The organism is Enterobacter sp. A103 (assembly GCF_034427535.1).
Taxonomy (GTDB): domain Bacteria; phylum Pseudomonadota; class Gammaproteobacteria; order Enterobacterales; family Enterobacteriaceae; genus Enterobacter; species Enterobacter asburiae_B.
Genome location: NZ_JAXQPQ010000001.1, coordinates 203392 through 226782 on the forward strand (window position 1 = coordinate 203392; position 23391 = coordinate 226782).

The 23391-nt window shown below is 55.0% G+C and carries 23 protein-coding genes; 7 read left to right on the plus strand and 16 right to left on the minus strand.

What is annotated here, in order from left to right; genetic code table 11:
• Positions 1 to 89: 89 nt before the first annotated feature.
• The 7 genes from osmV to SPH27_RS01055 all read right to left on the minus strand — a co-directional run bounded on the left by osmV (position 90) and on the right by SPH27_RS01055 (position 5579).
• Positions 90 to 1238: an osmoprotectant ABC transporter ATP-binding protein OsmV gene (osmV, locus tag SPH27_RS01025; protein ID WP_096150480.1), complete on the minus strand. Its 1149-nt coding sequence runs from the start codon at positions 1236 to 1238 to the stop codon at positions 90 to 92.
• On the minus strand, positions 1238 to 1885 hold the full coding sequence (gene osmW / locus SPH27_RS01030; protein ID WP_006808875.1) for an osmoprotectant ABC transporter permease OsmW: 648 nt from the start codon (positions 1883 to 1885) through the stop codon (positions 1238 to 1240). The genes osmV and osmW overlap by 1 nt, the downstream gene beginning before the upstream one ends.
• A gap of 8 nt (positions 1886 to 1893) precedes the next feature.
• Positions 1894 to 2793 carry an osmoprotectant ABC transporter substrate-binding protein OsmX gene (gene osmX / locus SPH27_RS01035; protein WP_023327329.1) on the minus strand — a complete coding sequence of 300 codons (900 nt, stop codon included), beginning with the start codon at positions 2791 to 2793 and terminating at the stop codon, positions 1894 to 1896.
• A gap of 18 nt (positions 2794 to 2811) precedes the next feature.
• Positions 2812 to 3522, minus strand: a complete 711-nt coding sequence (osmY, locus tag SPH27_RS01040) for an osmoprotectant ABC transporter permease OsmY (RefSeq protein ID WP_182071234.1) — start codon at positions 3520 to 3522, stop codon at positions 2812 to 2814.
• A gap of 276 nt (positions 3523 to 3798) precedes the next feature.
• Positions 3799 to 4536, minus strand: a complete 738-nt coding sequence (locus SPH27_RS01045; protein WP_069303907.1) for a YoaK family protein — start codon at positions 4534 to 4536, stop codon at positions 3799 to 3801.
• A gap of 155 nt (positions 4537 to 4691) precedes the next feature.
• Positions 4692 to 5315 carry a glutathione S-transferase family protein gene (locus tag SPH27_RS01050; protein ID WP_048976140.1) on the minus strand — a complete coding sequence of 208 codons (624 nt, stop codon included), beginning with the start codon at positions 5313 to 5315 and terminating at the stop codon, positions 4692 to 4694.
• A 75-nt stretch (positions 5316 to 5390) separates the two neighbouring features.
• Complete coding sequence (locus SPH27_RS01055) at positions 5391 to 5579, minus strand: hypothetical protein (RefSeq protein WP_182071235.1); 189 nt, start codon at positions 5577 to 5579, stop codon at positions 5391 to 5393.
• 91 nt (positions 5580 to 5670) lie between these two features.
• Between SPH27_RS01055 and SPH27_RS01060 the strand changes: the two genes are divergently transcribed.
• Positions 5671 to 6300, plus strand: coding sequence for a helix-turn-helix transcriptional regulator (locus SPH27_RS01060; RefSeq protein WP_182071236.1), 630 nt, complete (start codon positions 5671 to 5673; stop codon positions 6298 to 6300).
• A 14-nt stretch (positions 6301 to 6314) separates the two neighbouring features.
• Positions 6315 to 6926: a helix-turn-helix transcriptional regulator gene (locus tag SPH27_RS01065; protein ID WP_182071237.1), complete on the plus strand. Its 612-nt coding sequence runs from the start codon at positions 6315 to 6317 to the stop codon at positions 6924 to 6926.
• A gap of 320 nt (positions 6927 to 7246) precedes the next feature.
• Here SPH27_RS01065 and SPH27_RS01070 read toward each other — a convergent pair whose 3' ends face one another.
• The 3 genes from SPH27_RS01070 to SPH27_RS01080 form a co-directional block, all read right to left on the minus strand.
• Positions 7247 to 7462 carry a DUF6500 family protein gene (locus SPH27_RS01070; protein ID WP_039262681.1) on the minus strand — a complete coding sequence of 72 codons (216 nt, stop codon included), beginning with the start codon at positions 7460 to 7462 and terminating at the stop codon, positions 7247 to 7249.
• A gap of 139 nt (positions 7463 to 7601) precedes the next feature.
• Positions 7602 to 7919, minus strand: coding sequence for a YebG family protein (locus tag SPH27_RS01075; RefSeq protein WP_096150471.1), 318 nt, complete (start codon positions 7917 to 7919; stop codon positions 7602 to 7604).
• A gap of 70 nt (positions 7920 to 7989) precedes the next feature.
• A complete protein-coding gene (locus tag SPH27_RS01080) occupies positions 7990 to 8343 on the minus strand; it encodes a helix-turn-helix domain-containing protein (RefSeq protein ID WP_033145391.1) in 354 nt (117 codons plus the stop codon).
• Positions 8344 to 8679: 336 nt separating this feature from the next.
• Here SPH27_RS01080 and SPH27_RS01085 point away from each other — a divergent pair, with 336 nt between their 5' ends.
• Together SPH27_RS01085 and oqxB are read left to right on the plus strand one after the other, a co-directional pair.
• Positions 8680 to 9855, plus strand: coding sequence for an efflux RND transporter periplasmic adaptor subunit (locus tag SPH27_RS01085; protein ID WP_033145392.1), 1176 nt, complete (start codon positions 8680 to 8682; stop codon positions 9853 to 9855).
• Between the two features lie 23 nt (positions 9856 to 9878).
• Positions 9879 to 13034, plus strand: a complete 3156-nt coding sequence (gene oqxB, locus SPH27_RS01090; protein WP_182071238.1) for a multidrug efflux RND transporter permease subunit OqxB — start codon at positions 9879 to 9881, stop codon at positions 13032 to 13034.
• A gap of 97 nt (positions 13035 to 13131) precedes the next feature.
• Here oqxB and SPH27_RS01095 read toward each other — a convergent pair whose 3' ends face one another.
• From SPH27_RS01095 to SPH27_RS01105, 3 genes are all read right to left on the minus strand, one after another.
• A complete protein-coding gene (locus SPH27_RS01095; RefSeq protein ID WP_029739386.1) occupies positions 13132 to 13611 on the minus strand; it encodes an RrF2 family transcriptional regulator in 480 nt (159 codons plus the stop codon).
• A gap of 137 nt (positions 13612 to 13748) precedes the next feature.
• Entirely contained in the window at positions 13749 to 15137 is a 1389-nt protein-coding gene (locus SPH27_RS01100) for a sensor histidine kinase (RefSeq protein ID WP_048980501.1), read from the minus strand.
• On the minus strand, positions 15137 to 15814 hold the full coding sequence (locus SPH27_RS01105; RefSeq protein ID WP_048980503.1) for a response regulator transcription factor: 678 nt from the start codon (positions 15812 to 15814) through the stop codon (positions 15137 to 15139). The genes SPH27_RS01100 and SPH27_RS01105 overlap by 1 nt, the downstream gene beginning before the upstream one ends.
• A 203-nt stretch (positions 15815 to 16017) precedes the next feature.
• On the opposite strand from SPH27_RS01105, the gene SPH27_RS01110 reads away from it, so the two are divergent.
• Positions 16018 to 16854, plus strand: coding sequence for a MipA/OmpV family protein (locus tag SPH27_RS01110; protein ID WP_048980504.1), 837 nt, complete (start codon positions 16018 to 16020; stop codon positions 16852 to 16854).
• 123 nt (positions 16855 to 16977) lie between these two features.
• Here the strand turns inward: SPH27_RS01110 and SPH27_RS01115 are convergent, their stop codons facing one another.
• On the minus strand, positions 16978 to 17526 hold the full coding sequence (locus SPH27_RS01115; protein WP_232104771.1) for a hypothetical protein: 549 nt from the start codon (positions 17524 to 17526) through the stop codon (positions 16978 to 16980).
• A 253-nt stretch (positions 17527 to 17779) separates the two neighbouring features.
• Here SPH27_RS01115 and SPH27_RS01120 point away from each other — a divergent pair, with 253 nt between their 5' ends.
• Positions 17780 to 18205, plus strand: a complete 426-nt coding sequence (locus SPH27_RS01120) for a VOC family protein (RefSeq protein ID WP_182071239.1) — start codon at positions 17780 to 17782, stop codon at positions 18203 to 18205.
• A gap of 169 nt (positions 18206 to 18374) precedes the next feature.
• Positions 18375 to 20090, plus strand: coding sequence for a SulP family inorganic anion transporter (locus SPH27_RS01125; RefSeq protein WP_182071240.1), 1716 nt, complete (start codon positions 18375 to 18377; stop codon positions 20088 to 20090).
• Between the two features lie 39 nt (positions 20091 to 20129).
• Here SPH27_RS01125 and dmsD read toward each other — a convergent pair whose 3' ends face one another.
• Both dmsD and ynfE read right to left on the minus strand, forming a co-directional pair.
• A complete protein-coding gene (dmsD, locus tag SPH27_RS01130; protein ID WP_182071241.1) occupies positions 20130 to 20744 on the minus strand; it encodes a Tat proofreading chaperone DmsD in 615 nt (204 codons plus the stop codon).
• Between the two features lie 93 nt (positions 20745 to 20837).
• Complete coding sequence (ynfE, locus tag SPH27_RS01135; RefSeq protein WP_182071242.1) at positions 20838 to 23276, minus strand: selenate/tellurate reductase subunit YnfE; 2439 nt, start codon at positions 23274 to 23276, stop codon at positions 20838 to 20840.
• Positions 23277 to 23391 lie beyond the last annotated feature (115 nt).

Below are 23391 nucleotides of genomic sequence, written 5' to 3' on the forward strand. Positions count from 1 at the left end.
ACGGGGACGATACGATATTGTGGCGGGAAATCGCGGAGTTAGCAAAAGGTCTGCGTGCGAAAAGGCCGGGCGATGCCCGGCCAGAAAGGTTAGCTGTCGCTATGAATATTCAGCGCCCGACGCGTGCGCCCGGAGCTCAGGTACTCGGCAATATAGTCCTGCGAAATCTCGCCGTTGTAACGACCGTCCTCATCCACGATCGGCATCCAGCTGGTATTACTCTCATACAGACGTGAAAGCACCACGCGCAGGTTGTCTTCCGCCTTGCCGGTCATGCGGAACGGATGCAGGATGTCGGCGCAGGTACCGCTGGCGTTACGCGCTTCGCGACGCTTCACAAAGCCCAGCGGTTTGCCGTGCTCGTCAACCACCGTAACGGCCCGAATGTCATTATCATCCATGGTCGCAAAGGCTTCGGGAAGCGGAGTAGAGCCCCGCACCGTAATGGTCGGCTGCTGGTCGGTGACGTCGCCCGCCGATACCAGCAGCAGACGCTTCAGGGTGCGGTCCTGACCGACAAACGAGCCGACAAACTCGTTCGCTGGTTTCGCCAGCAGCTCATCCGGGCTGGCGCACTGCACGATTTTCCCCTGACGGAACACCGCAATACGGTCGCCGAGCTTCAGGGCTTCGTCGATATCGTGGCTGACCAGCATGACGGTTTTTTTCAGCTTGCGCTGCATCTCCAGGAACTGGTTCTGGATCACCTCGCGGTTGATCGGGTCCACCGCGCCGAAGGGTTCATCCATCAGCAGTACCGGAGGATCCGCCGCCAGGGCGCGGATGACGCCGATACGCTGCTGCTGGCCGCCGGACATCTCGCGCGGGTAGCGGTTGAGGAACTTATGTGGATCCATCGCCACCATATCCATCAGCTCTTCGGCGCGGGTTTTGCAGCGCGCTTTATCCCAGCCCAGCATGCGCGGCACGACGGTGATGTTCTCTTCGATGGTCATGTTCGGGAACAGGCCAATCTGCTGGATAACGTAGCCAATGTTGCGGCGCAGGGTGACGGTGTCCATCCCGCTGGTGTCATCACCGTTGATCAGGATCGTCCCGCTGCTCGGGGTAATGAGGCGGTTAATCATCTTCAGGGTGGTGGTCTTCCCGCAGCCGGACGGGCCGAGCAGGACGCACATTTCTCCTTCGGGCACGGTCAGGTTGACGTTGTCGACGGCCTTAAAGGTCTGGCCGTGCTTCTGTGAAAATTGTTTGGTGAGGTTTTCCAGTTTTATCATTATCGAATCCCCTTTGGAGTCAGAACCACCTGCAGACGGTGCAGCAGCCAGTCGAGCACAATCGCTAAAAGACAAATCATCAGCGCGCCCGCAATCAACATGCGAATATCGCTTCCGCCGATGCCGTTGAGCAGCAGCAGGCCCAGACCGCCCGCGCCGATCACGGCGGCAATCGCCATCACGCCGATATTCATCACCACGGCGGTGCGGATCCCGCCGAAAATCACCGGCAGCGCCATCGGGATCTCGACCCAGCGCAGACGCTGCCAGAAGGTCATGCCGATGCCGCGTCCGGCTTCGCGCAGGCCCGGCGGCAGGCTGTCGAGCGCCGTGTGGGTATTACGCACAATCGGCAGCAGCGAGTAGAGAAACACCGCCGTAATGGCGGGCAGGGCGCCAATACCCTGACCGATCAGCGAAAACAGCGGGATCATCAGGCCAAACAGGGCGATGGACGGAATGGTCAGCACGATGGTTGCAATCCCCAGCACCGGCGTTGCCAGCCACTTATGGCGGACAATCAGAATGCCCAGCGGTACGCCGATGATGATGGCTAAACCTACGGCCAGCGCCACCAGCCACAGGTGCTGAAGGGTGAGGGTTAAGAGGTAATCCCAGTTGTCGAGAATGTAGTGAATCGTCTCCATAGCGCCTCCTACAGCAGCTGTTTGCTACGCAGGAAATCGCGGGCGACCTGCTGCGGTGACTGATGGTCGATATCCACCTTCTTGTTCAGCTCGGTGATAACGTCGTTGTTGAGCTGGGCCGAGAGGGTGTTGAGCGCCTCTTCCAGGCCGGGGTTGGCCTCCAGCGTGTCCTTACGCACCACCGGCGTCACCGCGTAGCTCGGGAAGAAGCCTTTATCGTCTTCCAGCACCTTGAGGTCGAAGCCTTTTACGCGCCCGTCGGTGGTGTAAATCAGACCGGCGTCAACGAAGCCGTCGCGCACCGCGTTATAGACCAGACCGGGGTCCATCTGACGGATTTGCGGGCGGTCCAGATCCATCTTGTAGGCCGCCTGCAGCGGCTTCATGCCGTCGCTGCGCCCGGCAAATTCCAGGTCTAATCCCAGCAGCCAGTTTTTGTCCGGGTTGGTTTTACGGATCTGCTCAATCTTCGCCACCATCTCCGACATGGTGTTGATGTGTTCCGCCTCGGCGCGCTTGCGCTGCATGGCGAAAGCGTAGGTGTTGTTCATGTCGGCGGGCTTGAGCCAGACCAGACCGTGCTTTGCGTCCAGGCGTTTCACCGTCTCGTAAGACTCCTGCGGCGACATGCGCTTGTTGATATGGTTAAAGATAATCAAGGACGTGCCGGTGTACTCCCAGGTCATGTCAATCTGCTTGTTGATCATCGCGTTGCGGGAGATCACCGTGGCAATGTTGGTTTGCGGCTGGACCTGAAAACCTTTCTTTTGCAGGTACTGCACGGTCATCGCCGAGAGAATATGCTGCTCGGTAAAGCTCTTGGTCGCCAGAATCAGCGGGGCCGCCATCGCCTGGCTGGTGAACAGCGCCGCGGCACACAGCGCCGTCAGGCCGGAAAACAGTCTCATAGAAGCTCCTTGTTATAGTTATCGAGCGAGATGGGGACTCATTACGCGACCCAGCGCCGCCAGCAGGATATCGAGGATCAGGGCGAACAGGGCGGTGGCCGCCGCGCCGAGGATCAGGGTCGGGAAATCGTTCAGGTAAATACCGGGGAAAATCAGCTCGCCGTAGCTGCTGGCGCCAATCAGGAACGCCAGCGGCGCGGTACCGACGTTAATGGCGGTGGCGATGCGGATCCCCGAGAGCATGACCGGCCAGGCGGCTGGCAGCTCAACCTGACGCAGACGCTGCCATTTGGTCATCCCGATGCCGTTTGCCGCTTCCAGCAGCGACGGCGGGACCGAGCACAGCCCGGCGTAGGTGTTACGCACGATCGGCAGCAGCGAGGCGAGGAACAGGGCGATGATGGCGGGTGTATCGCCAATGCCAATCACCACCATCGCCAGCGCCAGAACGGCCAGCGGCGGCAGCGTGTTGCCGACGTTGAAGATTTGCATCACATATTCGGCGATACCGCGCGCGGCCGGGCGGCTCAGCAGAATGCCGGCTGGAATACCGACCAGCAGGGCAAAAAGCATCGATGAGAAAACCAGAATCATGTGCTGTTGCCCGAGATAAACCAGGTCAACCTGGCGCGCCCTTATCGTTTCCAGCCCGATGCCCCAGACGAGGAGGGCGAGGACCACGATAATGGCGCCGACAAACAGCAGCGAACGTTTGAGTAATGGGTGCATTGCGGTGTGTCTCCCTGTGCGCATGCGTTATAGCAACCACCGGTTGCCTGTTGTTATGCCATGTTTCGGCAGGGGTATTTCACCTATAGCAAGCGTTTGGGAAGGGTTCCAGCGAAGGAGTAAAATCAGTAACCCTATGAAAACAGTGACAACCTTGGGTTAGGCCTTATGGCATAAGGGCTGATTGAGGGTCAGACAGAATAGTCCTAAAGCGAATTTTTAGATGTGACGGTGTCACATCTAAAGAGCTCATACGCCGGATATCGGTCATTAACTTCAAAGAGAGGCACGAACCCGTCGAACCCGCGTCGAGACGGTGATAATTGAAACGATAGCGACCACGGCGAGCATCAACCCGAGCGCCAGCATGGCGTTAAACCCGATCCATCTGAACAGCAGCAGCCCCGCGATACCGCCCGAAATAAACGAGAAAAGGGTGGTTAAGTGGGTTGTCAGCTGGCTTTTTTGCGCCGCCGTATCTTTGGAGTAGTCCCTGCGCAGCATCGCCACCAGTACCGAGGCCAGGGATATCCCCGCGTCCGTCAGCGTGCCGGTAATGTGCGTCGATCTCACCCGCCCGCCTGAAAGCTGCGTGGAGGTGGAGTTATGAATGCCCATTAGTCCGCACAGAAAAAGAATAATCACGCGGTTGCTGGTGAGGGCATGAAAATACATCTCGTAGAAGGAGACGCCGGTCAGTAATAACCCTTCGACAAACAGGATCTGGCAAAAAACCAGCCTGACGTTATGAATAATGCCCCATATCACAATCATGCGCGCAATAATGGCGCCTGCGACAAAAGAGAGAATAATCGAGCCGAAGAAAATCATATCGCTCAGATCGGTGGAAGAGACTTCGCTCGATAACTGTGAGGTGTTGCCGGTCATGTGTGAGGGGAAAAAACCAAATGCCCCGAGAGCGATGGCATTCAGCAAACCTGCCGAGGTCGCCAGCCAGAGAGCAAGCCGGCGATCCTCCTTATGCGTTCGTTCTTTCTTGAGTCTAATCAGCAAGAATACCTCCGGGTTGAGCTTTGCCTGAATAGTCAGGCTAGCAAAGCGGTGCAACGGGCTGTCCAGGATATGGCTTAATTATTATTCCCTCTGATGACTTTCAGGGTTTAGTAATTAATTAAAATCTCCTTACTCAAAATGGGGTCGATAATACTTTAAATCATGCCGTTATTTCCGTGACGCAAAAACGCCGGTCGCTGGTTAAGGCGTTCAAACCAGGCCTCGATCGCGGGCACGTCGGGCTTATCAAACGGCGTCATTTTCCAGCGATTCACCGACAGCCCAAGCACGACATCCGCAAGGGTAAACGTCTCGCCCGCCGCAAAGGCCCCGGTGCGCTGCAGCTGGTTTTCCAGAATGGTGATGCAGTGGTTCCACTCTTTTATTCCCGCCGCAATACGTTCTGGATCGTTAAAGTCCGGGTTTTTACGCCCCAGCGCCGGGAAGACATAGCGCCAGGCGTTGTTAAATTCGGTTGCCTGCCAGTCCATCCAGCGCTCAACGTTGGCGCAGGCCTGCGGTTCTGCGGGCAGCAGATCTTGACGTCCCGCTTTGCGCGCCAGGTAACGGCAGATGGCGTTGGATTCCCACAGCACGAAGTCGTCATCTATCAGCACCGGCACCATGGCGTTGGGGTTCAGCGCGCGGAAGGCCTCCGTTTCCGTTGAGGCAAAACCGCTGCCGTAATCTTCCTGTAGATATTCGAGGCCTGCTTCTTCGCAGGTCCAGAGCACTTTACGAACGTTAATGGAAGTGGTTTTGCCGAGGATGGTGATCATTGCGCAGGTGTCCTTTAGAGGAATGAATTGTCTAAAAACAATACACCAGTTGCGCGGGGAAGGTTGGGGCAAAATTTAGTGGGATGTACTGTCTTGCCCAATCGACCACTTCCGGCGAATGCCGATCTTTTTGCCGTCGCTGACAACTGCGCCGCGCTCTCGTACCGCAGGAGTTGTTGATGGTACAAAGCCAGCGATCATTGTTTTCTTGCCGAAAAATATAAATCCCGCCCAGGGAAGACCCTGAAAAATAATTATCTGCAATTGGCATCCTTTATTGGACACAAAACCACTCCAATATTTCAACATGTTTCTCTAATATTATTAGTATTGACTTATATTTATAAATGATACGATGTTACAGCCAAAAATAACAGAAATTATACTTTATGAGCCTCGACCACTGTTTCGCAATGCGGCTAAAAACAGCATCCAGGTCGCCAATAGCTCCCTGCTGGTGATTGAACCAGACGAGCTGATAGAGGAGGTAACCCTCTTTACTGATCAAACGTCTTTATTCGCTGCAGGCGTTAGTGGTGCCGGTGAAGAAATATATTCTCTATTACGGATAATTCATCATCTGATAATGCAGGGAAAAGAAATTATCGTATGGGTTGCAAAACGAGATGTCCTTCTTATTAGACTGATGTACGAGCTTGGTGTACAGACGCTACTCTGCGAAAATTATTTGGAAGAAGAACTCGCTCAGTGCATGTTATCCAAAAATTTCAGATCAGGATATTTGCCTTTACGCACCGTGCTAATAAATAACATGAATAAAAAAAATAGGCTCACACGCTCTGAACTGAATATTCTGATCGACTGTGCGCGAGGTCTGAGTGCCTATGAGATCGCCAGTCTGCGCCATATGGGATATAAAACGGTCTTTACCCATAAACAAAACATCCGGTTGCGTCTGGGACTGCAAAAGTCAGCCAGTTGGCTGGATCTGCTTAACCGTTTGGATCAGATTTACTCAGTCTGAACATCTGGAGAACTATGTTTACTTTTACTGTTTGTTCCCGTGTGGTTCATCCGACTCTACTGAACGGGTTTGTATCCAGCCTGAAGGCTTTTCGCGAACAAAACCCCGAATGGAATTATGAACTTACACGACATGATAACGCACGTCTGACTTTGCTTGATTTCACTGCATATGACACGCTTACAGATGTCTCCGCCGCGGAGTATGAAGATCTCTGCCGGCAAGGTGAAGGAACTGCTCTGGTTATGCTCACTGCGTGTCAGGAGAAGCTGGCGCATCAGCTCATGAGGTCATACCGGTGTTCGCTGCTTTGTGTGGATGAACGGCTGCTGGAATTGCGTGAGCTGATAAAATACAGTATGAAAAAACAACGTTATATCAGTGCTCACTTCCTGCGACTGCGGGAGCAGGACAATAATATAACCGACGGTATGATTTTTACCGATGCAGAAAAAAAAGTACTGAGTGGCCTGAAAAACGGTAAAACCGGGATTGAATTATCACGCGAAATGTTTCGAAGTCAGAAAACGATCAGTACCCATAAGCGAAAGATTATGTTAAAGCTGGGGGTTAAGAATGATCTGCAACTGCGCAAAGCGATACAGAAGCTCCAGCCGCCGCAGTGATGCGGCATCTATTATTACGGAGCGCATTACAGGACTTAGTATTAACACGGAAAGGTGCGATAAAGCTGATTTGACACCGAACGTGCTAAACGCCGGACGATCTCATTAAGCTATTCAACACACAGTGCAAAGCGCACATCAGCAGAAAAAAATCAGCTTTGAACGAGAAGTTGGCGTGTAAGCTGGCGTCCTGTCCTTACGGGAGAAACGGGATGCAGAGCGCGTCGTCATGGCCTGTGGCAGGAGTATTCCCGCCCTGACCGAGCGGGTGGGGATTCATCTTCCGGTTTTGTCCTCACCCGCCATCCCGCTTTAGCGTGTTACAGGGCTGAGACGAGGTTTCTGATCTTTTCTGCCTTTTCAAAATGATCGAGTTTCATTTCCATAATCCACCAGTGCGCAACTTCCATAAGCAGTTCTGGATCGTCATTTTTATTAGCAAAAAAAGCATAAAATGAAAGCCCAACGTGGCTTCCCTTAGAGGCAATTTTTGAATCACAGATCCTGATGATTTTCGCCTTCATTTCCTGGCGCACGTCATCTCCTTATTTATGTTCTGAATATGAAACAATGACATTGTTACCATCAACCGGCAGTGGATCCCAACAGACAGCAAAAAAGCCGTAAGCAGTTATCTGCTTACGGCGCTGGGATCGGAGATGATTTTTCTGGCAATCAGGCCGCTTTCACGGCCCTGATTTTTTTCGTGTCAGCCGCTTCGGATTCTGTTTTACCCGTTGCAGCTGGAGCATTGAGATCGGGGAGCTTGCTGGTACGCAGAATATGCTGCACGGTCTCTTTCTGCTCGGCGAGATACAGGCCGAGATTTTCAGCCTGCGTTTCATCCATCTGCATTCCGCTTTGCAACAGCCAGTCGGTGAACGCGTCTGCCATATCGAGCAGCTTGTCGTGAGCGTCAGCCTCTTTCTTACTGGCAAATGTCATTTTCTCTTCACCTTTTCTAACGACAACAAATTTTGTTTCAACAGCCATCGTGCACCTCGCTATACTGTATTTATATACAGTATAACAGCTCCCGATAGAAGTTGCAGCAAAATATGCATTACTGGCAAAGCTGCTGCGATTCCGGGCCACCCACACTCCGCCGCCACGCCCCGGGTGCCTGACCATACTGACGCTTAAAGCTGCGGTTGAAGGACTGCTGGGAGTCGAAGCCCAGCGCGATAGCCACGTTCAGAATCGGTTCATCGCTGCGGGTTAGGCGCTCAACCGATTTTTGCAGCTTTTGCGCGCGAATATACCCGGCGAGGGGATAGCCCGTATGCTCTTTGAACAGGCGCTGGAGGTGCCATTTTGAGTAGCCGGATCGCCTGGCAACGGACTCAATGTCCAGACGGCTATCCAGGTTGTTGTCGATCCAGTCGAGTAAATCATGCATAAATGCGCCAGTGTTCATCGGGTTACTCCCACGCTGCCTGTTAAAAAGTATCTTTGTCTGTTGCATTAAAAGGTGGCGCGTTTTTGTATTAATTGCAAGTTTTATTGTTGCATTTAAATCCCTGACCGTAACGGGTCTTTTCACATCCGCTCAAATAGCACATAAAGTGCAACAATTATTCTTGCACTTAGTTAAGCGCCTTCCTACAATCGCCGCGATAGTGTATTCGCAACTGTTACAGTTTTGTGGCGATGAACGACACAAATGGCCTTAAGACAGCCACCGGACAAAGGAAGTGGCGCAGTGCCTCCTGCTGCGTCTTGCCCGGCGGCGACAATTACCGGAATAAAAATAATGAGCCTGCAAAAAACCTGGGGTAACTTTCATCTGAACGCGCTGGGGGTCATGTTGCTCTCCGTGCTGCTCGTCGGATGCGACAACAGCGTCGCGCAAAACGCCGCGCCGCCTGCGCCCGCCGTCAGCGCTGCTGACGTGGTGGTGAAATCCATTAGCCAGTGGGATAGCTTTAATGGCCGGATTGAAGCGGTGGAGAGCGTTCAGCTCCGTCCGCGCGTTTCCGGCTACATTGATAAAGTGAATTACACCGACGGCCAGGAAGTGAAGAAGGGCGAGGTGCTGTTCACGATTGATGACCGAACCTATCGCGCGGCGCTGGAACAGGCGCAGGCGAACCTTGCGAGAGCTAAAACGCAGGCCAGCCTGGCGCAAAGTGAGGCTAACCGTACCGATAAGCTGGTCAATACCAACGTTGTCTCCCGTGAAGAGTGGGAGCAGCGTCGTTCGGCCGCCACTCAGGCGCAGGCCGATATTCGCGCCGCGCAGGCGGCAGTTGACGCCGCGCAGCTCAACCTGGACTTCACCAAAGTCACCGCGCCTATCGACGGTCGCGCCAGCCGGGCGCTGATCACCAGCGGCAACCTGGTGACTGCGGGCGACACCGCCAGCGTTCTCACCACGCTGGTCTCGCAGAAGACGGTTTACGTCTACTTTGACGTGGACGAGTCGACCTACCTTCACTACCAGAATCTGGCCCGCAGCGGGCAGGGGGCGTCCAGCAATCACACGGCGCTTCCGGTTGAGATTGGCCTGACGGGCGAGGAGGGTTATCCCCATCAGGGCAAAGTGGACTTCCTTGATAATCAGCTGACGCCGAGTACCGGCACCATCCGTATGCGCGCTCTGCTGGATAACGCCCAGCGTCAGTTCACGCCGGGACTATTTGCCCGCGTCCGCCTGCCGGGCAGCGCGGAGTTCAAAGCCACGCTTATCGACGACAAAGCGGTGCTGACCGATCAGGATCGTAAATACGTTTATATCGTCGATAAAGAGGGGAAAGCGCAGCGCCGCGACATCACGCCAGGCCGTCTGGCAGACGGTTTACGCATCGTGCGGCAGGGGCTGAACCCTGGCGATAAAGTCATCGTCGAGGGTTTACAAAAAGTGTTTATGCCGGGTATGCCGGTTAACGCGAAAACCGTTGCTATGACCGCCAGCGCCGCCCTCAACTGATCCCTTGACCTGAGAATCCATCCATGGACTTTTCCCGCTTTTTCATCGACAGGCCGATTTTTGCCGCGGTGCTGTCGATTCTGATTTTTATCACAGGGTTAATCGCCATCCCGCTGCTGCCGGTGAGCGAATATCCTGACGTCGTGCCGCCAAGCGTGCAGGTGCGCGCGGAGTATCCGGGCGCCAACCCTAAAGTGATTGCCGAGACGGTGGCGACGCCGCTGGAAGAGGCGATCAACGGCGTTGAGAACATGATGTACATGAAGTCCGTCGCGGGCTCCGACGGCGTGCTGGTCACCACCGTCACCTTCCGTCCGGGAACCGACCCGGATCAGGCGCAGGTGCAGGTGCAAAACCGCGTCGCGCAGGCCGAAGCGCGTCTGCCGGAAGACGTGCGGCGCCTGGGCATTACCACCCAGAAACAGTCCCCGACGCTGACGCTGGTGGTGCATCTGTTTTCGCCCAACGGCAAGTACGACTCCCTGTATATGCGTAACTACGCCACGCTGAAGGTGAAGGACGAGCTGGCGCGCCTGCCCGGCGTCGGCCAGATCCAGATTTTCGGCTCGGGTGAATACGCGATGCGCGTCTGGCTGGATCCTAACAAGGTGGCGGCCCGCGGGCTGACCGCGTCGGACGTGGTCACGGCGATGCAGGAGCAGAACGTACAGGTGTCCGCCGGGCAGCTTGGCGCCGAGCCGCTGCCGAAAGAGAGCGATTTCCTGATCTCCATTAACGCCCAGGGCCGTCTGCATACCGAAGAAGAGTTCGGCAATATTGTCCTGAAAACGACGCAGGACGGTACGGTCGTCCGCCTGCGCGACGTGGCGCGTATCGAAATGGGGTCCGGCAGCTATGCGCTGCGTTCCCAGCTGAACAATAAAGACGCGGTCGGGATTGGTATCTTCCAGTCGCCGGGGGCGAACGCCATTGATTTGTCTAACGCGGTGCGCGCGAAAATGGACGAACTGTCCACGCGCTTCCCTGCGGACATGAAGTGGGCGGCACCTTACGATCCGACCGTTTTCGTGCGCGATTCGATCCGTGCGGTGGTGCAAACGCTGCTGGAAGCGGTGGTGCTGGTGGTGCTGGTGGTGATCCTGTTCCTGCAAACCTGGCGCGCGTCGATCATTCCGCTGATCGCGGTGCCGGTTTCGGTGGTGGGTACCTTCAGCATTCTCTACCTGCTCGGCTTCTCGCTGAACACCCTGAGTTTGTTCGGGCTGGTGCTGGCCATCGGCATCGTGGTGGACGACGCCATCGTGGTGGTGGAAAACGTCGAGCGAAACATAGAAGAGGGGCTTGCTCCGCTTGCGGCGGCGCATCAGGCGATGCGCGAAGTGTCCGGGCCGATTATCGCGATTGCGCTGGTGCTGTGCGCGGTGTTTGTGCCGATGGCGTTTCTCTCGGGCGTTACCGGTCAGTTCTACAAGCAGTTTGCGGTGACGATCGCGATTTCCACGGTCATCTCCGCCATTAACTCGCTGACGCTCTCTCCGGCGCTGGCGGCACTGCTGTTAAAACCGCACGGCGCGCCGAAAGATTTCCCGATCCGGCTTATCGATCGTCTGTTCGGCTGGATTTTCCGTCCGTTTAACCGCTTTTTCCACCGCAGCTCGAACGGCTATCAGGGGCTGGTGGGCAAAACGCTGGGACGGCGCGGCTCGGTATTTGTGGTGTATCTGCTGCTGCTCTGTGCCGCTGGCGTGATGTTTAAAGCGGTGCCCGGCGGGTTTATTCCGACGCAGGATAAGCTGTACCTGATTGGCGGCGTGAAGATGCCGGAAGGTTCGTCGCTGGCGCGCACCGACGCGGTGATCCGCAAAATGAGCGAAATCGGGATGAATACCGAAGGGGTGGATTACGCTGTTGCGTTCCCGGGGCTGAACGCGCTGCAGTTCACCAATACGCCGAATACCGGGACGGTCTTCTTTGGCCTGAAGCCGTTCGACCAGCGCAAACATACTGCGGCGGAAATAAACGCGGAGATTAACGCGAAAATCGCGCAAATTCAGGAAGGCTTTGGCTTCTCCATCCTGCCGCCGCCGATTTTAGGGCTGGGTCAGGGGTCGGGCTATTCTCTGTACATTCAGGACCGAGGCGGTCTGGGGTATGGCGCGCTGCAAAACGCGGTGAACACCATGTCCGGCGCGATTATGCAGACCCCGGGAATGCACTTCCCGATCTCAACCTACCAGGCTAACGTTCCGCAGCTGGACGTGCAGGTCGACCGCGACAAGGCGAAAGCGCAGGGCGTATCGCTGACCGATCTTTTCGGTACGCTGCAAACCTATCTGGGCTCGTCGTACGTGAATGACTTCAACCAGTTCGGCCGTACCTGGCGCGTGATGGCTCAGGCCGACGGGCAGTTCCGCGACAGCGTTGAAGATATTGCGAATTTACGCACCCGTAATAGTCAGGGCGAAATGGTGCCGATTGGCAGCATGGTGAAAATCACGACCACCTACGGGCCGGATCCGGTGATCCGCTACAATGGCTACCCGGCGGCGGATCTGATTGGCGATGCCGACCCGCGCGTGCTCTCGTCCTCGCAGGCGATGACGCAGCTGGACGCGATGTCTAAGCAGATCCTGCCAAACGGGATGAACATTGAATGGACGGATCTGAGCTTCCAGCAGGCGACGCAGGGCAACACGGCGCTGATCGTCTTCCCGGTCGCGGTGCTGCTGGCCTTCCTGGTCCTGGCGGCGCTGTATGAAAGCTGGACGCTGCCGCTGGCGGTGATCCTCATCGTGCCGATGACCATGCTCTCCGCGCTGTTTGGCGTCTGGCTGACCGGTGGCGATAACAACGTCTTCGTGCAGGTGGGGCTGGTGGTGTTGATGGGGCTGGCGTGTAAAAACGCGATTCTTATCGTGGAGTTTGCCCGCGAGCTGGAAATTCAGGGCAAAGGCATTATGGAAGCCGCGCTGGAGGCGTGCCGCCTGCGTTTACGTCCGATTGTGATGACCTCCATCGCCTTTATTGCCGGGACTATTCCGCTGATCCTCGGCCACGGCGCAGGCGCAGAAGTGCGCGGCGTCACCGGGATCACGGTCTTCTCCGGGATGCTGGGCGTGACGCTGTTTGGTCTATTCCTGACGCCGGTGTTTTACGTGACGCTGCGTAAGTTCGTGACGCTCGGGAAAAAAGAGGAAAGGGACGTTCTGCCCGCATAGGGACGTTGCCGATAATAAAAAACCGCCTTCATTGTGAAGGCGGTTTTTTTACATCTGAATGTAGGCCGGGTTAGCGCAGCGCCACCCGGCAAGTTCGCTAAGACGTTTTTTGATACTGGGCAATAAGGTCCGGGAGCGGATCCCATCCGCTGCTATCGGCATTTTTAACCGCTTCCAGGGCGCTGGCCACGGTATGGCGGGCCAGTACCGCTAACGAAGCCTCCTCGGCTTCTTCGGATATCGATTTGAAGTACCAGCAGGCGTTAGCGCTGACCACGCAGCGGGCCGGCACGTCAGGGCGCGAGGCCCACAGCTTTTTATCTTCGATGACCGAAAGGTAGATGTCGCGCAGGGTGATCTCTTCCGGCGGGCGACCAAGATGAATTGAGCCGTTACGTCCAAGCGTTGAGACGATAATGCCGTCACGCGTCAGCGGAACCATCAATTTGCGGATGAAGCTCGGGTTCGCTTCCAGGCCGTAGGCCAGAATCGCACTCGTGGAACGTTCACCCAATTGCTCCGCCATCGCTACGCTGAGAACCATCTGCAAAGCTGTCGGGAAGCGGTAATCTAACATTTTTCTGTCCTGGGTTGCGGTGAATCTTGTTCTTTTTGGCACCGCAGAGGTGAATAAGCAATAAACAACAATATAACAAATACGGTAATTATTTTGAAGCAATCTGCGGCATTTGCGATCGAACTCCCTGTTCTGATTTAGCAAAACGTGCGGTTCGGGAAGTCAACCGTCACCATCAGGCCACCTTCAGCGGAAGTACTCAGGTTTACGCTGCTGTTATGTTGCTGCGCCACCGCTTTGACGATGGCAAGCCCCAGCCCGCTCCCGCTTTGCACCTGATTGGGGTCACGGAAAAACCGGTCGAACACGCGCTCGCGCAGTTCAACCGGAATACCGGGCCCTGCATCTGAAACGCGAAGCCGCGCGAAGCCATCTGCTATGCAGACATCGACCTGAATCCGCCCGCGCTCGGGACTGTACTTCACAGCGTTCTCAATGAGGTTATCAATAAGCGACACCAGGCGTTCCCTGACGCCGGGGATCCAGATGTCATCCTCGGCGAAGAACTCCAGCTCAATCCTGCGCGCAGACGCCAGCGGTTCCAGTTCGGCCATTCGCTCCTGGATGAGCGTCGTCAGCGGCACGGTCTCCATTTCCGTATCAATGCGTGCTTCGCTGTGCATCATCAGCAGCAGCTGGTTGACGAGACGCGCTGCCCGGCTGTTGCTGCGAATCACCCCCGCAAGCAGCTCCTGCTGACTCTCACTGATGACCCAGGACTGCAGCGCTTCCACGTTGATGCGCATCGCCGCGAGGGGCGTACGCAGCTCGTGCGCGGCATCCGCAATGAAAACCCGTTCCCTTTCCGCGCTTTCACGCACCCTGGCAAGGAAGTCATTGATCGCATCCACCATCTGGCGCAGCTCCCTGTGTCCGGGAACGGCTTTTAAAGGGGAGAGATCGTCAGGCGTGCGTAACGTAATTTCATTGACCACCTTGTTCCAGGGACGCATCGCAATGCGGATTGACAGCCACGCGGGAAACAGAAGAAAAGGGAAGCAGACCAGCAGCGGCATGATGTAGTAGCCGCGCGAGTTCAGGTAGATAAAGAAGTTCCAGCCGCCGGCCGGGGTGAAAAGGGTAACCTCCACGTCGGAATGAGCGGATTTAAGGGTTCGGCTGGTCCAGGTACGACCATCGCTCTGAACACGCTGCATTTCCCCAAACCGGGTGTTGGTTACCCCCGTTGGCGCATCAGGCGATGAAAAAATAATCGCGTTATTTTTGCGCACGATGAAGTTGATTGACAGCGCGGGATCTTCGCCGCCGCCATAGCCCTCACGGAGCGCCTTGCTAAAGGCTTCCAGCACCGCGGTGCGATCCTGCGGGTGTTCGTCCATCCGCTCGACCAGGGTAAAAAGGGTGTCGTAGGTATGACTGCCCGTAAGGATGGGAGGGCTGCGCAGGTCCTCCCACAGAATAAAGGTTAAAAATAGACACCACAGCAGGGTAAGCAGCAGCAACTGGGCGATAATAATTCGCCGTACCAGCGTTGGGCGTCTCAGGTGGTACCAGACGTTTTGCATTACCCTGTCACCTTCTGGACTGAAACGGTATCAATGACATACCCGACGCCCCGCACCGTTCGCACATAGCCATCGCCGATTTTTCGCCGCAAATTTCCCATATGCACGTCGAGCGCATTGCTGAGGTTCTCTTTGTTGCCGAATATCCGTTCTTCCAGAAACCGTCGCGTAATCACGCGGTCAGCGCGCAGCATCAGCGTTTCCAGCAGCGCATATTCACTCGCCGTCAGGTCTACGTGGCGCGCGCTCACCGTCACGCGGCGCGTCGGAACATGAAGCGATAGGCCTCGAATTTCTATCGCCTCATTCTCGAAACCGTAGCTGCGCCGCGCCAGGGCTCTCACCCGCGCCAGCAGCTCGGCGAGAATAAATGGCTTGACGAGATAGTCGTCCGCACCGGCATCCAGCCCGCACAGCCGGTCCTGCAGCGTACCTCGCGCCGTCAGAATGATGACCGGGATCCCCTTGAGCTGCTGACGCAAACGCGCCATCAGGCTCATGCCGTCGCCGTCGGGCAGCCCCAGGTCGAGCAAAATAAGTTCCGGCACGCAGACGTCCAGCTGATGCAGCGCATCCTCTTTGCGGCGTACCCATATGACGTCAAACCCTTGATCGGAGAGGGCGATACGTACGCCGTTGCCGAGATCCAGGTCGTCTTCGATTAGTAGAATTTTCACACTGGCAACTGTATCAACCGTGAATGAAGAACATCTTAAGAAAAAAACGGTATCAGGAAACCTGCCCGGATTACAGCACCGGCTCGCGCTTCAGTGTTTCTTCATGTTCGGCTCATAAGAACCTTAGGGTCGGTATTCAAAATGGGCGTTCTGGCGGTTAACCGCATGCATCGTCATCATTTGAATCCAGAAGGGCTTCTTTAATGAGAAACATCGAACTGCGTCATACGTTCCCCCATTTACTTCCGGGCCGCAGCCTGAAAAACATCGTGCCGGGCGTCGTTCTGGCGTTACTGGCTACGCCCGTACTGGCGGCAGAACAGAGCCAGGGTAACGTCTTAACCCTGGGGGGCGGCGTGGACGTCGCGTCGCGCTACTCGGGTTCTGATAAAACCCGCGTCAGTGCGGCTCAGGTGGTGGAGTACGCCATGGCAAACGGCTTTTTTATCGGCACCACGAGAGGGATCGGTTACGGCAACAACGTTGGCAACCTGGATTACAGCGCCGCGCTGAGCTATCGAGTTGGGCGTAAAGATAAAGACGTGAGCAGCGATTCGATCAGCTCCGGCAGCGACGAGCTGCGAGGAATGGGCGAGATAAAAGGCTCGGCAATCGTTGTGCCAGGGCTTGAGTACAGGGTGACCGACTGGCTTCACCTGCAGCTGCAGGCAGAGGTTCCGGTTTCTGAGAGGGACAACGGTGAAGCGGTTCATTTCGGCATTTCCAGCCCGTTCTATACCTCACCCAAAAATGAGGTGACGCTGGCGCTGATCGGCAGCTGGGGATCCGACAAGTACATGCAGACCTACTACGGGGTCAGCGCCGCTCAGTCGAGCGCATCGGGCTTTGCCCGACATGACGCCGGGGCCGGTATTTATGCCTGGACGATGAATCTTGACTGGACCCACAGGCTCACCTCGCGCTGGAGCGTCCTTGCCTCAGCGGGCGTTACGCAGCTGACGGGGGATGCGGGTGATAGTCCCATTGTGCAACGCAAAACATCGCCCACGGGGAGTTTGAAGGTGACGTACAGTTTTTGATTGTGGGCCGCGGTGGCTTAACGTTTTGAGCAGGCACTTGCGGTAATTAAAGCCGCTCCGGTTGAGATGGCGGGGCGGTTCCCTTTGCAGACAGTTACAGCACTGCACACGTGGTTGACGGATTTATCTAAAGCTCCATTGTGCCGTAATGACAAACACGGAAGGTATGATAATGCCCACATCCATTCCAAAATAAGACGTAAAATTATACTGGAACCCATGATATATATAGGGCGAAAATCCTATCCCCGTTGCTTTTTTAAAATCATGGTATGAACCATGGTCACCACAATCATCGAAAGTATCAAAGAAAAATTCACCTACATATCCATAGATTCCTTTAAAAACCCAACCGTTATCCCATCCAGCCCAGTCTCTTCTTACGCCGGCAGCGAGGCATCTGTCATTAAAGCTGTTTTTCATTGTCCCTAGCACAAGACTGTATTTCGACGTATCCGAGAATTTCCTCTCCACGGATATGAACTTATTTTCAAAGTTCTCCGTGTATTGTCCTCGATTATGCGTCAGATGATAAACGTATGAGCCGGTGTTTATTGAATACAGATTTATTTCATCTGCAGAGCAATACAACGTAAAAAGATAAAAACTTCCGCACCACAGCCATGTGGGGCATCTTTTCCGAACTGTCTGCTTATGTGGAATATTATCCATATTCGCTCACTTTGGCTAACGTACTGAAATTATAAGGACTGTTTTCGGTCTTCAGCTGGATAAATTTTAGCATACATACCAAAACTCGAGATATTCACGTCACGGATTGGGGGCTGAAATTACGATAGAACATGTTCTGCGAACCCTTACCCCACGCGCTTACAGGAGTGAAAATCAGCCTTTTGCCGCCGCTAAAATCATAGACTCTGAGGTATAATCGCTGTTCAGAAAACGGCAAAGAGGAGGTGGCAAGATGCTGACTTATATCACCATAGGTACAAATGATCTTCAGCGCGCCGTGGCGTTTTATGACGCTATTTTTAACGTGCTTGGCTATTCACGTTTGCCTGCCTGGACCGAGGACTGGGCAATGTGGGGAGATGAAAATAATCCAGATGAGGGGTTTAGCTTCTGTATTTGTCCTCCATTTGACCGACAACCCGCAACGGCGGGAAACGGGACAATGTTCGCATTCCGTGCAGCTAACGCGGAGCTAGTCAGACGTTTCCATGCCGCAGGCCTTCTTGCGGGAGGGAGGAGTGAAGGCATGCCAGGGACACGAACCGCATACGGCCCCGATTTTTATGTTGCCTATCTGCGCGATCCTGACGGGCATAAGCTGGCATGCGTTTGTCAGCATTATTCTCCTGAAGCAGATACGTTCCCAGACGAAGAATAGTCACAAGCGGTCGTTTTTGAACTATGTTTAACACCAGTCAGAATAATAAATAGTTCAACTGTTATTAGATTCTGAACAGTGGCGCCTTAATCCGGAGCATTTGAAAACCAGAACCTCACTGAGAAGTGTGCCAGCATGACGTGGCTAATATCCCTATCCGGAGAACAATGTGTTCGGAAAACAATTGCTAAACTTCATGCCAGGTTTACAAACTTTGTTAGCCTACGATAAAAGCTGGCTAAAACATGATGTTAAAGCCGGGTTATCCGTTGCGGCTGTCGCGCTACCCGTGGCTATTGCTTATGCTGAATTGGCGGGTGTTGGGGCAATAGTGGGGCTCTATTCCTGCGTTTTACCGATGATAGCGTATGCACTCTTTGGTTCTTCGCGTCAGCTTATTGTGGGCCCTGATGCCACGACCTGCGCGGTGATTGCGGCCGTCGTGTTTCCGCTTTCTGCAGGTAATCCCGAACTGCACTGGCAGCTGACCATTATCATGACGCTGATGATGGGCGGGTGGTGTCTGCTTGCCAGTAAATTTCGTCTGGGCGCACTTGCCGATTTACTTTCTCATCCCATCCTTACGGGTTTGCTTAATGGCGTTGCCGTAACGATTATTGTCGGGCAATTAGGCAAGGTGTTGGGGATAAAACTCGACGAAGCGCAGGTTATTGAGAAAATAATGGCCTTGCCAGGCCGTCTTTCAGAAAGCCATTTATTAACCGTTGGCATATCACTTTTAACGTTAATTATTTTAATGGCGATCAAAACGTATCGCAGCCACTGGCCGGCACCGTTGATTGCCATTGTGATGACAACGCTACTGGTATGGGCGACATCTGCGCAACAGTACGGTATTGCCACTATTGGGGGTGAAGGCTTCCAGCCTGGTTTACCCGTCGTTAACTGGGGCGCGTTCCAGCCCGGTCCGATGCGTGATTTAGTGATCCCGGCACTGAACCTGGCGTTGGTCAGTTTTGTCAGCCTGATGCTGACCGCCCGCAGTTTCGCCGCGAAAAATGGCTATGAAATTAATGCTGATGCAGAGTTCAGAGCGCTGGGTATTGCGAACATTATGTCTGGGTTATCTCAGGGGTTTGCTATCAGTGGAGCCGATTCCCGGACAGCGGTTAATGATTCAGTGGGTGGGAAAAGCCAGCTGGTTTCCATCGTCGCAGCCTTACTCATCGGTATCGTGGTGGTGTTTTTCACTCAGCCATTACAATTTATTCCGGTATCTGCATTAGGTATTGTTCTGATGTACGCATCCTGGTCATTAATTGATCTGCGCGGGTTATGGAATCTGAGGCGAAGAAATAAACAGGCATTTCGCCTGGCCTTTTTCACGTTTGGCTGTGTGTTAATTATCGGCGTTATCCAGGGGATCGGCCTTGCGGTGTTGCTTGGCCTGTTACAGTTCCTGCGTACGGTGTTTCGTCCCTCTGAGCACTTACTGGGAACCGACGAAGATGGAATGATTCACTCATTAGGGAATACAACCGATATTAAAATGGTCCCGGGCGTGCTGATGTATCGATTTAACTCCCCGTTGACCTATTTTAACGTGGCTTATTTTAAACGTCGGGTATTGAACCTGGTTGATGGTGCAGCAGTACAGCCTAAATGGGTGGTCATTGATGCCGTTGCATGCTTCACCTATTCAGATATCAGCGTTCTGGCAACCATAAATGAGTTAAAGCGCGATCTGAAAGGTCGAGAGATTATGTTAATCCTTGCGGGCAGAAAAACGGAATTAACGCGCTGGTTTAAAGATAGCCGGCCAACGATGAATGATGATGACATGATTCTGGCGCCAGACCTCTATCTGGCACTTCGGTTCATTCAAAGCAAAGAGAGTGCGAGTGAATCAGGTGGCGAGGTATAAGCTAAAGGCTTGCCCGCCATCCGCGAGCAAGCCACACCCTTAGCGATACAGCGTTTTTTCCGCAACCGGAATAAGCAGCCCGGATCGCCAGTCCGCGAGCGTCAGCTGCGCAAGCCTGCCCAGCGCGGCATAAAACGGATGCCCGGCGTTGTCGACAAACACCGACAGGAAGCGGGTGCTCCACGGCAGCAGGTGCCACGCCAGAAGCTGATTGCACTGCGGCTCGCGGCCATTCTCGGCCAGCCACGCCGCCAGCAGCAGCAACGTACCGAAATGATCTTCCGGCTCATTCTGCTGCATCTCAAACGCAATATTGTTCTCCCGCATCCACTGGCGCAGCGCGAGGGTCGAGTCGCCAAACAATACGGATTCACGGTCCAGCCAGACGGAACCCCACGGCGGAGCGGGCAGGGCATACGGACCAATAAACAGCCGTTGCCAGGCGTCCGCCAGCGGTTCATCGGAAGATGAGGCAAACGTATCGGCAACCGGCTGCAGCGTTTCCGAAGGCAGGGGCCAGTCCTGAACCCATTCGCCAGCGGTGAGCGCTTTCACCAGCGGCGCGGCCTGCTCGCTGTCGGGAGCGAAATAAAACAGCGCGCCCAGCACCCGGGCGCTGAACGCGAACGATTCACGATGTGAGACGTCTTTCATTAAACTTTCCTTGCTCGCGCGGATGACGCCCGCGCGACTGTGTTAACCGATAATACTGACCACAGAATAAACCAGGGTCTCGCGTTTCGCCCTCTACACCTTCTCAATCTGCACCAGATTGGTGTGCTGCGGGTTGCCTTTTGCCAGCGGAGAAGGTCGATGGGTCGTCAGCGTGTTGATGCATGAGCCGTGATCGATACGATCGCCATTCATATTGGCATCATGCCACGCTCCCTGGCCCATGGCGCTCACGCCGGGCATGATGCGTGGCGTGACCTTCGCTTCAATTCGCACCTCGCCGCGATCGTTAAATACGCGCACCGTATCGCCGTTCTTGATGCCGCGTTTTGCTGCATCGACAGGATTAAGCCACACCTCCTGGCGACAGGCCGCTTTCAGCACGTCGACGTTACCGTAGCTCGAGTGGGTACGGGCCTTGAAGTGAAAGCCAAACAGCTGCAGCGGGAACTGCGCGCGCTCGGGCGCATCCCAGCCGTCAAAGGTCGACGCGTAGACGGGCAGAGGGCTGATGGTCTCATCTTTTTCCAGCCCCCAGGTAGCCGCAATCTCCGCCAGCTTGCTGGAGTAAATCTCAATCTTGCCCGATGGCGTTTTCAGCGGATGGGCTTCCGGGTTCTCGCGGAAATTTTTATAGGCCACAAAGTGTCCGTTCGGATCTTTACGCTTATAAATGCCCATTTTTTTCAGCTCGTCATAGGACGGAAGCTTAGGGTCTTTCTCGAGCATTTTGGCATACAGGAACTGCAACCACTGTTCCTGCGTGCGTCCTTCGGTGAATTTCTGATGGATATCCGGCCCGAGGCGTTTCGCCACTTCGCTCATGATCCAGTAGATCGGCTTACGCTCGAACTTCGGTGCGGTCACGGGCTGGAGGAAAATCAGGTAGCCCATGTTACCGGCGTAATCGTTAGGAATGATATCTTCCTGCTCGACGGTCATCAGGTCCGGCAACACGATATCGGCGTACTTCGCTGACGAGGTCATGAAGTTGTCTATGACGACAATCATTTCGCACTTGCTTTCGTCCTGCAGGATCTCGTGGGTTTTATTGATATCGGAGTGCTGGTTGATGATGGTGTTGCCCGCATAGTTCCAGATGAACTTAATCGGCACGTCCAGCTTATCCTTACCACGCACGCCGTCGCGCAGGGCGGTCATCTCCGGCCCGCGGGCGATGGCGTCCGTCCAGCTGAAGCAGGAGATTTGCGTTTTGACCGGGTTATCCGGTATCGGCATACGTTCGATGGTAATGGTATATGTCGACTCGCGCGCGCCGCTGTTACCGCCGTTGATGCCGACGTTTCCGGTGAGGATAGGCAGCATGGCGATGGCGCGAGACGTCAGCTCGCCGTTCGCCTGGCGCTGTGGTCCCCAGCCCTGGCAGATATAGGCCGGTTTCGCGGAGCCGATTTCACGAGCAAGTTTGATGATGCGATCCGCAGGAATGCCGGTGATGCGTGAGGCCCACTCCGGCGTTTTCGCCGTGTTGTCATCGCCCTGGCCGAGAATGTATGCTTTGTAGTGGCCGTTAGCGGGCGCGCCTTCCGGCAGCGTTTTTTCGTCATAGCCCACGCAGTATTTATCCAGAAACGGCTGGTCGACCAGGTTTTCGTCGATCAATACCCACGCGATTCCCGCCACCAGCGCGGCATCGGTACCCGGACGGATCGGGATCCATTCATCTTCGCGTCCGGCTGCCGTATCGGTATAGCGCGGGTCGATGACGATCATGCGCGCATTGGATCGCTCGCGGGCCTGCTCCAGATAATAGGTGATCCCACCGCCGCTCATGCGGGTTTCCGCCGGGTTATTGCCGAACATCACCACCAGTTTGCTGTTTTCAATATCCGAGGTGCTGTTGCCATCGTTGCTGCCGTAGGTGTAGGGCATCGCGCAGGCGATTTGCGCCGTGCTGTAGGTGCCGTAGTGGCTCAGGAAACCGCCGTAGCAGTTCATCAGGCGCGCCACCAGCGAAGCGTAAGGGGAGGAGCGGGTGATATTGCCGCCGACGATGCCGGAAGAGTAGTTGATGTAAACTGCTTCGTTGCCGTATTTGCTGACCACGTTTTTAAGGCTGGCGGTGATGGCGTCCAGCGCTTCATCCCACGTGATGCGCTCGAACTTGCCTTCACCGCGTTTGCCCACGCGTTTCATCGGGTAGTTGAGACGGTCAGGATGATTGATCCGACGGCGAATAGAACGTCCGCGCAGGCAGGCGCGCACCTGATGGTTACCGTAAATATCCTCGCCGGTGTTATCCGTTTCGACCCAGTACACTTCGTCGTCGCGGACGTGCAGACGCAGCGCGCAGCGGCTGCCGCAGTTGACCGAGCAGGCGCCCCACACCACTTTATCTTCAGCAGGCTGGACGGCGTTCTTCACCGCCGCGGCGGCGCTTTTTAAGCCGAAAGGAAGCGAGATCCCGCCGGCGGCCAGCGCCAGAGAACCTATTGCCGTGGATTTCACGAGAGTTCGACGGCTAATTCCGCCGTGATGTTCAGTATCGGACATGGCTCACCCCATCATTATAATTACGTATTATTTTTCCCGAAATGATAACCGGGCTAATGATGGGGTGAGTGTTACTGATTTGGGGGTATTAAATCTTAATCCTCATCAAATCAAA